This is a genomic window from Alcanivorax sp. 97CO-5 (assembly GCF_000524665.1).
Taxonomy (GTDB): Bacteria; Pseudomonadota; Gammaproteobacteria; order Pseudomonadales; family Alcanivoracaceae; genus Alcanivorax; species Alcanivorax borkumensis.
The window spans coordinates 1-12,884 of the sequence record NZ_KI965880.1 but is presented as its reverse complement, the minus strand read 5'-3'; the positions used below and the strand labels follow the sequence as shown (position 1 = coordinate 12,884).

Here is a 12,884-nt window from a genome sequence, read left to right as displayed (position 1 = left end):
CTTGATCGAATGGCGAAGATGTTTTTTTATGTTGCAACGTTGAGCTTGAAGCTTGTTCCTGCTTGCCTTTCCCTCCTGCTCTGAAAGAATAGCGGGCCGGAGGATCCATGACTGTATTGATAACCTTGTTCTGGCGGCTGGCTATATTTCGTGCCAGCCCTGAAAACGTCCCGTATTCCTCGTCGTTAATGGCGCTGGTGCTGGCAGGCTGGTTTATGCTGCAGCTGTTAGTGGGTAGCCTGCAGACGGCATTACCCCTTGGTGTCTTGGTGAGCAGCCAATTGCTATCGCTGGTGGTGGTGTTGGCGGGTACAGGTTTGCTGCTGGCGTTTAAAGGGCTGCAGGGGCGTTGGTTGCAGACGGCTTTGTCGCTGGTAGGTGTAGATGTGGTGTTGACCCTGCTGAGCCTGCCGTTGTTGGCCCTTAACGCCTCTATGGCTCAGTCACTGAGTGCCATTGAGCTACTTTATTTAGTGCTAGTGAGTTGGCAGTTGGCGGCGCAAAGTTTCATCTACCACCGTGCCTTGAATGTGGGGCCCTTCCTTGGGCTGGGGGTTGCCATGACCTTGCTGGTGGCCAGTTATGCGGGTGTGGTTCTGTTACTGCCTGAGGTGGTGACTGGCGCTCAATGAATCTGGGTAAGGTATTGAATAACCATGGCTGCTGCGGCAGTCCGGTTTTCAACTCCCAGTTTGCGGAAGATCTGTTCCAGATGTTTGTTCACTGTCCGTGGGCTTAACTCAAGAATCTGGGCAATTTCTCGGTTGGTTTTACCGTGTGCAATCCACACTAGTACCTGGGACTCGCGGTGGGTTACATGCAGCGCAGTTTTCAGCAACTCCAGCTCTGCATCGCTGTCGTGGTGTAGCAGCCGGAACAAGTGCTCGCTATTTTCCTCACCGCTCACTGAATGGCCCAGATAACGTAGCCCTAGGTTACCGGGCAGTTTATTGAGTTGCTGGCCCCGCTCCGGTTGATGTTTGAGCCAGCGTTGTATTGGGTCTGCAAGCGCACTGCGTTCCACCTTGGCTTTTTCCAGTAGCTGGTCGGTGTGTGGGGTTGCCCAGTGCCATTGGCCTGCCGCATCGGTGGAAAAGCTGGTTTGGCCAAGTCGGTCTAGGGTGGTGTGGGCGCTTTGCGTCATGCGAGCATTGTTTAAATGTACGCGGATGCGAGCGATCAGTTCGTTAGGCCGCACTGGTTTGGTGATGTAGTCCACGCCACCGGCTTCCAGGCCCCGGACCACATCTTCACTTTCGGTTAGTCCGGTCATGAAAATTACTGGAACGCAGGCCAGATTTGGATGCTGTTTCAGGCGGCGGCAAGTTTCGAAGCCATCTAAGTTGGGCATGACCGCATCCATCAAGATCAAATCTGGTGTCATTTTTTCGGCAATATTCAGTGCTTGCTGGCCTTCCAGTGCGATAAGAGCAGTGAGTCCGGCTTGATCCAACGCTTGATGAATCATGCCGAGAGAATCTGGGGAGTCGTCCACCACCAGTATCAGATCTTTACGTTGTGCGGCTGTCATGGGGCTGCCTCTAATAATCGGATCACGGCCTGAAAATCAAATATTTTAAGTAAAGTGTGCATTTTTTCCGCTATATCAGAACCCAGATTTCCCTTTTCTCGCTCCTGTATTATCCGATCCAGTAGACCCGTTAAGTGACCGATCTCTGCCAGAGCAAGAAGTTCATCACGCAGGGGGCTATTCAACGAGCGCACTGGCTCGGCTTGCTGCACAACGGTGATGTGCTTTGGTGAAGTATTGTGTGGATGCAACCAAGTCAGTGATAGGTGGCGGGCTAGGCTGTCTAGTAGGCTATTGAGTTTTAGTGGTTTGGTCAGGTAATCGTTATGCAAGCCGTCGGGGATGGCTGGGTCGTTTTCACGAGCATTGGCAGAAAGCATGATTACCGGGCCACGGTAACCTTGCTGACGAATATGCTGAACGGTTTCCCAGCCGGTGAGGCCTGGCATAGAAATGTCTAGTAGTACTAGGTCTGGGGTAGTATGCCGGGCCAGTTGCAAGCCTGTTTCTCCATCTGGAGCTTCATTGATAATAAATCCCAAAGGGGTAAGCAGATCACTGATTAGACCCCGGTGTGAGGGGTCATCATCGATGATCAACAGGCTTTTACGCTCGCCAATATAGCCGGCCACGGGTTTGCGTTCATGGCGGGTGGGGGCCGGGCCACTCAATCTGGATAGCATTACCGAAAGACGAAATTCACTTCCTTGGCCGGGGATGCTGCTTACTTGTATATCGCCCCCCATGATGTCGGCTAACAACTGGGTAATGGTGAGCCCTAGCCCGGTGCCATGAACACTGGGAGTTCCCGGTTTTCTTACCCGCTCGAACGGTCGGAAGATGCGCTTCAGGTCTTCTTCATCAATGCCGACGCCGGTATCGGCAATAACGAACTCGGCCACTTGATTGCGGTAACGAAAGGTCAGTGTGACTTGGCCTTCACGGGTAAACTTGATGGCGTTGGAGAGCAGGTTGATCAGAATCTGTCGTAACCGTTTCTCATCCGTAGTGACCCAGGTGGGCATCTGGCTTTTACTGCGAAATTCGAAGCCAATGCCTTTTTCCGCGGCCTGTAACTGAAACATGGTGACCAGTTCATCGATGAGTTCCGGTACGCATACCTGATTGCGGTACAGCTCCAGCCGGCCCGCTTCGATTTTGGATATCTCCAGCAGCCCTTCAATCAGGTCGGATAGATGCTCTGTACTGCGGCGAATGGCACCAATGGCATCGCGCCGGTTTTCCGGGATGGTTGGATCCTGCTCCAGCAGTTGGGCGTAGCCAAAAGCGGCATTCAGAGGGGAGCGTAGTTCGTGGCTGAGCCCTGTGAGGTAGCGGCTTTTTGCTTGATTGGCGGATTCGGCCAGTTCCTTGGCTTGCTGTAATGCCAGATCAGTTTTTTCGTGAGCTTTAATTTCTTCCATCAACATGCGGGTTTGGCGCCGGCTTTCTTCTTGGGCAACAACCCTACTTTCGTGGGCAAGCACAAACAACCAAGCCACCACGCCGCTGATAATGATGAGTATGGCGAACACTTTGGTCAGGGTGTCAGCCATCAGTTCTTTTACCGTAGGGTCGGCAATGGGGATTTGATAATAAATCAAAGCCAGCAGTCCACTCATAATCAAGGCCACGATGATCAGCAGGCCGAGAAAATGCCCCATCCGTGAGCGCATGTGATTAATCAGTGTTTGTGGAAGCAGCCCGCCCATCCAGTCAATCAATTGTTCGGAGAAACGAGCGTTGTGTTTGCAGCTGTCGTTGCAGCGTGCATCCAAAGAACAGCATAAGGAACATATCGGGCCGTTGTAGGCGGGGCAGAAGGCCATGTCCTCCCTGTCGAAATGATGCTCGCAAATACAACAAGCAAGGCCTTCCAACTCACGGCTGGGGCTGGGCGCGCGGGCGATGTAGTAACGGCTGCGGGTAAGTAGGGCAATTAATGGGGCACTGATAAAGGTGCTGAACAGGGCGATAAAGGAGGCCAGAGCTCGGGCTGTTTCGCCCCACAGGCCGGCGCGAGCACTAAGGCCGATGGCCGTGGCGATCATCATAGAGCCGAACCCTACGGGGTTCAGGTCATAGAGATGGGCACGTTTAAATTCGATGTGTTTTGGGCTGAGTCCCAGCGGTTTATTGATCACTAAGTCGGCCACTAAAGCGCCCATCCAAGCCACCGCGACCACCGCGTAGCTGCCGAGGATGGATTCAAAAGCCCGGTAAATACCGATTTCCATCAATACCAAGGCAATCACAACATTGAAGACTAGCCATACAACCCGCCCAGGGTGGCTATGGGTCAGCCGGGAGAAAAAGTTGGACCAGGCAATGGAGCCGGCATAGGCGTTGGTTACGTTGATTTTTAACTGCGAGAGAATAACGAAGATCCCGGCCAGTGCCAGTAGCATGGTGGGGTTTTGGGTGACATGACTGAATGCCACCAGGTACATATGCATTGGTTCCTGAGCTTGCTCCAGGGCGAGCCCAGAATAAAAAGCCAGTACCGCCAAAAAGGAGCCGGCTAAGGCTTTCAACGCGCCGATCACTACCCAACCAGGCCCACCGGCGAGCATGGCTGCCCACCAGCGTAGCCGTTTGCCTTTTTCCGGTTCAGGCATGAAACGCAGAAAATCTACTTGCTCGCCAATTTGTGCAACCAGTGAAAACAGCACGGTGGCGCCGGCGCCAAACATGATCAGGTTGAAGCTACCGCCATCGTTATTAAGTCCTTCGAAGCTGGCCCAGCGCGGCAGTGATTCTGGGTCTTGCATGAGGATAAACCCGAATGGAAGTAGCTGCAGGAATACCCATATGGGCTGTGTCCATAACTGAAAACGGGTCAGGGTGGTGATGCCATGAATGACTAATGGAATGGCGATTAGTGAGCTGAGTAAATACCCAATAGTTGGAGGGATATCGAACAGTATTTCCAGCGCCATGGCCATGATAGCCGCTTCCAAGGCGAAGAAAATAAAGGTGAATGACGCGTATATCAGGGAGGTGATGGTTGAGCCTAGGTAGCCAAAGCCCGCTCCCCGAGTAAGCAGGTCGATATCCACCCCGTAACGAGCGGCGTAATAACTGACGGGCAAACCGAGAAGGAAGATGGTGAGCATGACCGCACAGATGGCCGCCACTGCGTTAGTGAAGCCGTAATTTAAGGTGATCGCTCCACCAATGGCTTCCAGGGCAAGGAAAGTGATCGCACCGATAGCTGTGCCGGCGACTCGACCGGCAGACCAGCGACGGGCTCCCTTGCCCGTGAAACGCAATGAGAAATCCTCCAACGTTTGGTTGCCAACCCACTGATTGTAACTGCGTCGCACACGGAATATGCGTTGCTCGATTGCCATAACGTTTCCGTTGTCGGCAGCAGGATGTCCATTTCGCGGATGCCGGAATAAGTGCTGGGGCGGTGTCAGTTGCTCCATGATGATGCAGGCAGCAATGCACAAAACGTGCCCGTTCGTGTACGCGCATTACTTTATGGCCCATCGCAGGTGCGGGGTATGCGTTAAATGACGTACGGCGATGGCGTAATCACCGAATGGGCCCCAGGGGGGCAGATTTTCATACTCGTTAGCGAGGGAAACGAGGTGCTTCCCATGAATTCGCTGATGAGGGGTAAACCATGAAATTGAGCAAAACCCGTTCTTCCAGTCACCGGCCGTCCTCGACGCGCCGGCATCTTCTGGGAGGGCTGATGGCGCTACCTGCGTTGTTCGCCCTTTCTAATACGGTACTGGCTGCCGACGTGAACACCACTGGCCTAGCGGTGACTGACGACACAGTAAAGGTCGGTATTCTGCATTCGGTTACCGGCACTATGGCAATCAGTGAGACAGGCTCAGTGCAGGCTGAGAAGTTGGCGATTGAACAGATCAATGCTTCAGGGGGGGTGCTGGGACGTCAGATCGAGTATATCCAGGAAGATGGCGCCAGTGACTGGCCCACCTTCGCTGAAAAATCTCGTAAGTTGCTGGTGAACGATAATGTGGCTGCGGTTTTTGGTTGCTGGACATCCGCTTCCCGTAAAGCAGTGCTGCCAGTATTTGAGCAGTATAACGGCATGCTTTATTACCCCACGTTCTATGAGGGGCTGGAAAAATCTCCAAACGTAATCTATACCGGCCAGGAAGCGACTCAGCAAATTCTCGCCAGTATTGACTGGTTGGCTGAAGAGAAAGGTGCCAAGACGTTCTACTTGCTGGGCTCCGATTACATTTGGCCGCGTACCTCTAACAAGATTGCCCGTAAGCACATTGATAAGCTGGGCTTGAAAGTAGTGGGTGAAGAGTACTACCCGCTTGGTCATACCCAGTTCAACTCGGTAATTAACAAGATCAAGTTAAAGAAACCGGATGTGATTTTTGCCTCTGTGGTAGGTGGTTCCAACGTGGCTTTCTATAAGCAGATGAAAGCGGCGGGTATCGATCTGACCAAAGAGAGTCCGTTGCTACTGACCATCTCCGTCACCGAGGATGAAATTCTGGGTATCGGTGGTGAAAACGTGGAAGGCGCTTACGCTTCCATGAAGTATTTCCAAAGCTTGGGTAACGACAATAACCAAGACTTTGTAAAAGCGTTTAAGAAGCGTTGGGGTGAAGACATCGTTATCGGTGACGTGACCCAGGCGGCTTATCTTGGCCCATGGTTGTGGAAAGCGGCGGTAGAGAAAGCGGGCTCTTTCGATATCGACAAAGTGCGCGAAGCTTCTCCGGGTATTGAGTTGACCACTGCACCAGAAGGCTATGTGCGTATCCACGAAAACCATCACTTGTGGTCCAAGGCCCGTATCGGCCAGGCACAGAAAGATGGTCAGTACAAAGTGATTTACGAAACCGAAGAACTGATGGAGCCGGACCCGTTCCCTAAAGGCTATCAGTGAGGTGTAACCCCGGCGCCCTGAATATCGGGCGCCGGACCTTTCAATATCATTCTTTTTTTCTTACCGAATTTCCCTATTTAATTTTCGGGAGTACCTGCCATGTTCGCTGACTACACCATGACGGAGCTGACTTCTATCTTCGCCATGCAAGGGTTTGCCGGCCTGTCGCTATTTTCCATCTTTGTACTGATGGCGCTGGGGCTGGCCATTATTTTTGGGCAAATGGGCGTGATCAACATGGCCCATGGTGAATTCATGATTCTGGGCGCCTACACCACATACTTGACTGCCCAGTTGTTCGAAAACTATCTGCCAGGGTTATACGAGGGGTATTTTTTTGTAGCCATGATATTGGCCTTTTTTGTCACCGCCGCGCTTGGGGCGCTGGTGGAATGGCTAATGATACGTCACCTCTACCATCGTCCGCTGGATACGCTACTGGCGACCTGGGGTCTGAGTCTTATTCTTCAGCAGACGTACCGCAGTGTTTTTGGTGCACGGGAAGTGGGTGTGAGTCTGCCGGACTGGATGATGGGGTCAATTGCGGTTACCGATTTGGTGGAAATTCCTATCAACGGGATCTTCGTGATGGTGTTGGCGCTGGTGATTGCTTTTGGCGTTTATCTGTTGATGTTCCGCTCTGGTTGGGGTCGACAGGTTCGTGCGGTGGTACAGAACCGGCCCATGTCTGAAGCTGTCGGTATCGATAGCAGTAAAGTTGATCGCGTCACCTTTGCGCTAGGGTGTGGTATTGCCGGTGTGGCGGGCAGTGCGTTCACCATGATTGGTTCTACCGGTCCCACCTCCGGGCAATTGTATATTGTCGATACCTTCCTGGTCGTAGTGTTTGGCGGTGCGCAAAGTCTGCTTGGCACTATCGCCTCTGCATTCACCATTTCCCAGGCCCAGTCCACGATGGAATTTTTCCTGAGTGGTTCAATGGCTAAAGTGCTCACGCTGCTGGTTGTGGTCGGCATTCTGATGTTGCGTCCGCAAGGTTTGTTTGCACTCAAGGTTCGTCGCTAGGAGATCGCCATGAAATCAACGTCGTTCTTTCAATGGTTAGGATCCCGCGAGGGAATCTACCATCTGCTGTTGGCGCTGCTGCTGGTGGTGGTGTTCCCACTGGCGCTGGATGCCTTTCGTCTTAATATGGTTGGCAAGTATCTAACCTATGCGTTTGCCGCGCTAGGTCTGGTTCTTTGCTGGGGCCGCAGTGGGATTTTGAGTCTTGGGCAGGGGATCTTTTTCGGCCTTGGCGGCTACTGCATGGCGATGTTCTTGAAGTTGGAAGCCTCCAGTCCAGAGAATACCTCCATTCAGTCTACCCCGGGTATTCCTGATTTCATGGACTGGAACCAGCTCACCGCGCTGCCCTGGTTTTGGGAACCCTTCCACAGCTTTTCCTTTACTTTGATTGCGGTGGTTGCCGTGCCGGCGATTCTTGCCCTGATCATTGGCGTAGCCATGTTCAAACGCCGAGTAGGTGGCGTGTATTTTGCCATCATTACCCAGGCTATTGCCGCCATCCTGACGATCCTGATCATTGGTCAGCAGGGTTTCACAGGGGGGGTGAATGGTATTACCGATCTGCGCACCTTGATGGGGTGGGATATCCGTAGTGACGAAGCCAAAACGGCGTTGTACTTCGTGTGTGTAGGCATGTTGTTCCTGTGCCTGATGATTGGTCGCTGGGTCATGCATAGCAAGCTGGGGCGTATTCTGCTTGCCATGCGCGATCAGGAAGATCGGGTACGTTTTTCTGGTTACGACGTTGCTTCTTTCAAGATATTTGTGTTCTGCCTAGCCGCTATGTTTGCCGGTGTGGGTGGGGCCATGTTTACCCTGCAGGTAGGTTTCATGTCGCCAACATTTGTGGGGATTGTACCCTCCATTGAAATGGTGGTGCTGTGTGCCGTGGGCGGCCGGAATTCTCTGCTGGGCGCGGTGTATGGCGCGTTAATTGTGAATGCCGCTAAAACGGGCTTCTCAGAATCCTTCCCTGAACTGTGGCTGTATGCAATGGGTGCTCTATTCATTGGTGTAGTGCTGGCCTTCCCTGATGGCTTGGCTGGGCTTTATAACCGTTATATTCAGCCGCTAGAAAGTAAGTTGCCCTCGCTGCTGCGTCGCCGTCGCGCTGATGCTGAAAATCTGCCTGTGGAGGAAGTGAAATGATGCCGACTAATAATGATTTCATTCTTGCGGTAGAAGGTTTGACTGTTTCTTTCGATGGGTTCAAGGCGGTTAACGATATGTCGCTGTACCTGGAACCACAGGAGATTCGTGTGATTATCGGCCCCAATGGGGCCGGTAAAACCACGGTACTAGATCTGATCTGCGGAAAAACCCGGGCAACGGAAGGATCGATAAAGTTCAAGGGGAAAGAACTGAGCAAAATGAGCGAGCACAAGATTGTGCGTGCTGGTGTTGGTCGAAAATTTCAAACCCCCTCTATTTATGAAGACCTAAGCGTTTTCGAAAATTTAGAAGTGTCATTTCCACGTGGGCGTTCTGTAATGGGGGCCTTGGCATTCAAGCGTGATGCTGAAGTTATCAATGCGGTGGAAGAAGTGGCCAGAACTATCTTTCTCGAAGATCTTCTCGATCAACCCGCCGCCTTGCTTAGTCATGGTCAAAAGCAGTGGTTAGAAATCGGTATGTTGCTTATCCAGAAACCGGATCTATTGATGTTAGATGAACCGGTTGCTGGCATGTCAGTAGCAGAACGAAAAAAAACGGCTGAACTTCTTCGGGTTATTACCAAAAACCATACGGTACTAGTCATCGAACATGACATGCAGTTTGTTGGTGATATTGCTGACCGCGTTACGGTAATGCATCAGGGCAAGGTGCTCTCGGAAGGGTCGCTAGAGAAGGTTAAAGCGGACCCAAAGGTCATCGAAGTTTACCTGGGTCACTGAGTTGAAGGTCGCCGCGAGTTATTCACGGTGCCGACTCTGATAGGGAGTGCTAGTTATGTTGAGAGTATCAAATTACGACGTAGCCTACGGGCAGAGCACCATTATTCGCAATATGAACCTCAAAGTTGAGGAAAACGAAATTGTTGCAGTAGTGGGCCGTAATGGCATGGGTAAAACCACCCTGATGAAATCTCTGATCGGTATGGAAAAAGCCCGCGCTGGCATAACCGAGCTGGACGGAGTGGATCTGTCGGCCATGAAAAGCTGTCAGCGAGTAAAGGCCGGTCTGGGGTTTGTTCCTCAGGGACGTATGATTTTTCCGTCGTTGACTGTGAAAGAGAATATCGAAACCGGCTTGGCCGCGGTGGGGGAAAAGAAAGTCCCCAAAGATTTATACGAACTGTTTCCCGTTCTAGAAGAAATGCAGAGCCGTCGAGGCGGAAACTTATCCGGCGGTCAACAGCAACAGTTGGCAATTGCCCGTGCACTGGCCACACGGCCCAAGGTGTTGTTGCTGGATGAGCCCACTGAGGGGATTCAACCCTCCATCATCAAGGATATGGCCCGTACGTTGAAGCGTATCCGCGATGAGCGCGGGCTATCCATTGTGGTGTCTGAGCAAGTGTTGAGCTTTGTCATGGATGTGGCTGATCGAATTTTAGTCATCGAGAAAGGCGAAATCGTACATGAAGAAAGCGGTGAGAGTATGAATCAGGAAAAAATAGCGGCATATCTTGCGGTGTGATGTGCCTGTTTGCCGATGAGTTTTAAGCAGTAAAGGAGAGAGTAATGCGACACGGCGATATTTCCAGCAGTAACGATACCGTGGGTGTTGCGGTAGTGAATTACAAAATGCCGCGACTGCATAGCAAAGCTGAAGTGCTAGATAATGCCCGTAACATTGCGGAAATGATTAAGGGCATGAAAAAGGGACTGCCGGGGATGGATTTGGTGGTTTTTCCGGAATACAGCACTATGGGCATTATGTATGACCCGGATGAAATGATGGCCACAGCGGCTACCATTCCCGGTGATGAGACCGCTATTTTCTCCGCTGCCTGTCGTGAAGCTAATACCTGGGGTGTGTTTTCGCTGACGGGCGAACAACATGAAGAGCACCCTGCGAAAGCCCCTTATAACACGCTGGTGTTAATCAATAATGAAGGGGAAATTGTTCAGAAATACCGTAAGTGTATTCCGTGGTGTCCTATTGAGGGTTGGTATCCTGGTGATACGACCTATGTAACGGAAGGTCCCAAGGGAATAAAGATCAGCCTCATCATTTGTGATGACGGTAACTACCCGGAAATCTGGCGTGATTGTGCCATGAAAGGTGCTGAGTTGATTGTTCGTTGCCAGGGCTATATGTATCCGGCGAAGGAGCAGCAGGTGATGATGGCCAAGTCCATGGCCTGGGCGAATAACTGCTATGTGGCTGTAGCTAACGCCAGTGGTTTTGATGGCGTGTATTCGTATTTTGGGCACTCGGCACTCATCGGGTTTGATGGTCGTACTCTGGGTGAATGTGGTGAAGAGGATATGGGTATTCAGTATGCCCAGTTATCCGTCAGTCAAATCCGTGATGCTCGTGCTAATGATCAGTCTCAAAATCATCTGTTTAAGTTGCTGCACCGTGGTTATACCGGCATGCATGCTTCTGGTGATGGAGACAAGGGTATTGCGGACTGTCCTTTTGACTTTTATCGCACCTGGGTAATGGATGCTCAAAAGGCGCAGGAGAACGTAGAAGCCATGACACGTAGCACAATAGGGGTGGCAGAGTGTCCGGTGGGTGAATTGCCTGTGGATGGTAAAGAGAGAACGGCGGGTGAGTGATGCCCTTCATCAATGAGCAGTTAGCAGCGAATCATGAGATAGCGGATCGAAAGCGAGATGCTGACCATTCTGGGAGAATGTCCCGATTTACCTTTGATCCGGGCACGGTAATGGCAACATTACGTAAACGGATTGTTGGCCAGCCTCATGTGCTAGATCGTATCGACAATATGCTGCGAGTCCTCAAGGCGGATATAGCCCCGGATGACCGACCTCTGGCGGTGCAACTGTTTGTAGGCCCCACCGGGGTCGGTAAGACTGAAACGGTGCGTTTGCTGGCGGAGGCTATTCACGGTAGCGCTGATGCTGTGTGCCGGATAGATATGAGCACTTTGGCCCAGGAGCATTATGCCGCTTCATTAACTGGAGCGCCGCCAGGGTATGTGGGTAGCAAAGAAGGCCAAACTCTATTTGATGTAGAGGCTATTCAGGGCAGCTTTAGCAAACCCGGTATTGTGTTGTTTGATGAACTGGAAAAAGCCAGCCCTGAAGTGGTCAGAGCATTGCTCAATGTGCTGGATCGAGGTCGACTCAGACTGAGCGCCGGCAACCGTGAAATCAACTTCCGCAATAGCCTAATTTTCATGACCAGTAACGCCGGGGCATCACAAGTGTCGGCCTTGAGAGGGCGGCAACAGAAACGCTGGTGGTACTGGAAGAATTCGAGCCGCCAGATAGAAGCGGTGGTGGATCAGGCATTGCAGCAACATTTTGACCCGGAATTTCTTAATCGTATTGATAGCATCATTACGTTTAATGCTCTGGATCAGGATATTAGTGAGCAATTGTTGGATATCGAGTTGGAAAAGCTCAATCGACGGTTACTAAGACGTAAAGTGCTGCTGAGCTTAGGTGATGGGACACGGCGTTATCTATGCAACACCATGGATGCCCGTTATGGGGCCAGGGAAATGGCGCGCCGGGTTCGCAATGAGCTTTCTCCGCCGCTGGCCAGAGTGATGTTGGATTACCCTCAAGCGGATACCTTCGAGGCACAGATGCAAGCAGGAAAGCTCATCGTTATTCCTGTTTGATTGAGTCTCGAGAGATTAACTAAACCGTCAGCCTGCTGGCGGTTTTACCGCTATCGGTGAGGTGCCGCTTGCCGTACGGACAGCCTTGGTGACGGCCCTTCTTTACTTAATAGCCTACTTGGCTATTAGGTAAGAGCGTATCTTTAGGCGACGAAACAGTACGGGGTAGGTTATTTGATATGCGGTGTTACATTGTAACGCTTCGTGTTCGTTAGCGCAGTCATCGAGTAGGTAGTTGATAGGCATCATCAAGGAATAGAGAAATGCCGGCTACAAGTCGCGTCAATGCTTGAGACGAGGCGCTTTTAAACCCGAATGTTAACCAAAGGCTTGAATGCGGCAATTTGGACTTAGGGTGAGGTGCCTTGACCGTCGACAGCCCTGGGGTCGGCCAGTTTAAGGTAGCCTGAGCCGTTCAGATTCATCTGGGTTGCGCAGCTGTCCCTATTTCGCTAAATCGGATCCGGGCTACCGCGCTGTCGCCTTCCCGAGTAGGTCCTTTTTTGTGCTCAAGAGTAGCCACGTTTAAGAGGCTATTGTTGGTTAGGAGCCCCAGTACACGGGGGTTGTCTACCGCTGGCGTGTCCGTCATTAGCCCGACCGAGGGCCAGAAACGTACCTTTACACCCAAACTTCTCACCTTTCATGAAAAAAAGTGTTGACGGCCCCGG

At 51.8% G+C, this 12,884-nt stretch carries 10 protein-coding genes; 8 read left to right on the top strand and 2 right to left on the bottom strand.

Translation table 11 applies throughout. The annotated features are described in order from the left end of the window. The first annotated feature begins 107 nt into the window (after positions 1–107). Positions 108–632, top strand: coding sequence for a hypothetical protein (locus Y017_RS03975; protein WP_011589267.1), 525 nt, complete (start codon positions 108–110; stop codon positions 630–632). On the opposite strand, the gene Y017_RS03970 is transcribed toward Y017_RS03975, so the two are convergent. Together Y017_RS03970 and Y017_RS03965 are read right to left on the bottom strand one after the other, a co-directional pair. Then, positions 626–1,531, bottom strand: a complete 906-nt coding sequence (locus Y017_RS03970) for a response regulator transcription factor (RefSeq protein WP_035459110.1) — start codon at positions 1,529–1,531, stop codon at positions 626–628. The genes Y017_RS03975 and Y017_RS03970 overlap by 7 nt on opposite strands. Beyond that, a complete protein-coding gene (locus Y017_RS03965) occupies positions 1,528–4,884 on the bottom strand; it encodes an ATP-binding protein (RefSeq protein WP_035459108.1) in 3,357 nt (1,118 codons plus the stop codon). Before Y017_RS03965 ends, Y017_RS03970 begins: the two co-directional genes overlap by 4 nt. Positions 4,885–5,162: 278 nt before the next feature. Between Y017_RS03965 and urtA the strand changes: the two genes are divergently transcribed. From urtA to Y017_RS03930, 7 genes are all read left to right on the top strand, one after another. Beyond that, positions 5,163–6,419, top strand: coding sequence for an urea ABC transporter substrate-binding protein (gene urtA / locus Y017_RS03960; RefSeq protein WP_011589264.1), 1,257 nt, complete (start codon positions 5,163–5,165; stop codon positions 6,417–6,419). A 99-nt stretch (positions 6,420–6,518) separates the two neighbouring features. Then, positions 6,519–7,445 carry an urea ABC transporter permease subunit UrtB gene (gene urtB / locus Y017_RS03955; RefSeq protein ID WP_011589263.1) on the top strand — a complete coding sequence of 309 codons (927 nt, stop codon included), beginning with the start codon at positions 6,519–6,521 and terminating at the stop codon, positions 7,443–7,445. A gap of 9 nt (positions 7,446–7,454) precedes the next feature. Further along, the gene (gene urtC, locus Y017_RS03950; protein ID WP_035459105.1) at positions 7,455–8,597 is read left to right on the top strand and encodes an urea ABC transporter permease subunit UrtC; all 1,143 of its coding nucleotides are present in this window, start codon (positions 7,455–7,457) and stop codon (positions 8,595–8,597) included. Beyond that, a complete protein-coding gene (urtD, locus tag Y017_RS03945) occupies positions 8,594–9,343 on the top strand; it encodes an urea ABC transporter ATP-binding protein UrtD (protein WP_035459103.1) in 750 nt (249 codons plus the stop codon). Before urtC ends, urtD begins: the two co-directional genes overlap by 4 nt. Before the next feature lie 55 nt (positions 9,344–9,398). Next, the gene (gene urtE, locus Y017_RS03940) at positions 9,399–10,088 is read left to right on the top strand and encodes an urea ABC transporter ATP-binding subunit UrtE (protein WP_035459102.1); all 690 of its coding nucleotides are present in this window, start codon (positions 9,399–9,401) and stop codon (positions 10,086–10,088) included. Positions 10,089–10,132: 44 nt separating this feature from the next. Further along, positions 10,133–11,179: an aliphatic amidase gene (locus Y017_RS03935; RefSeq protein WP_035459100.1), complete on the top strand. Its 1,047-nt coding sequence runs from the start codon at positions 10,133–10,135 to the stop codon at positions 11,177–11,179. Between the two features lie 77 nt (positions 11,180–11,256). After that, a complete protein-coding gene (locus tag Y017_RS03930; RefSeq protein WP_231483387.1) occupies positions 11,257–12,213 on the top strand; it encodes an AAA family ATPase in 957 nt (318 codons plus the stop codon). Positions 12,214–12,884 lie beyond the last annotated feature (671 nt).

Bases quoted from the DNA above. Each gene is read 5' to 3' on its own strand.
- Y017_RS03975 (WP_011589267.1), top strand. From the start codon at position 108: ATGACTGTATTGATAACCTTGTTCTGGCGGCTGGCTATATTTCGTGCC.
- Y017_RS03970 (WP_035459110.1), bottom strand. From the start codon at position 1,531: ATGACAGCCGCACAACGTAAAGATCTGATACTGGTGGTGGACGACTCC.
- Y017_RS03965 (WP_035459108.1), bottom strand. From the start codon at position 4,884: ATGGCAATCGAGCAACGCATATTCCGTGTGCGACGCAGTTACAATCAG.
- urtA (WP_011589264.1), top strand. From the start codon at position 5,163: ATGAAATTGAGCAAAACCCGTTCTTCCAGTCACCGGCCGTCCTCGACG.
- urtB (WP_011589263.1), top strand. From the start codon at position 6,519: ATGTTCGCTGACTACACCATGACGGAGCTGACTTCTATCTTCGCCATG.
- urtC (WP_035459105.1), top strand. From the start codon at position 7,455: ATGAAATCAACGTCGTTCTTTCAATGGTTAGGATCCCGCGAGGGAATC.
- urtD (WP_035459103.1), top strand. From the start codon at position 8,594: ATGATGCCGACTAATAATGATTTCATTCTTGCGGTAGAAGGTTTGACT.
- urtE (WP_035459102.1), top strand. From the start codon at position 9,399: ATGTTGAGAGTATCAAATTACGACGTAGCCTACGGGCAGAGCACCATT.
- Y017_RS03935 (WP_035459100.1), top strand. From the start codon at position 10,133: ATGCGACACGGCGATATTTCCAGCAGTAACGATACCGTGGGTGTTGCG.
- Y017_RS03930 (WP_231483387.1), top strand. From the start codon at position 11,257: ATGTCCCGATTTACCTTTGATCCGGGCACGGTAATGGCAACATTACGT.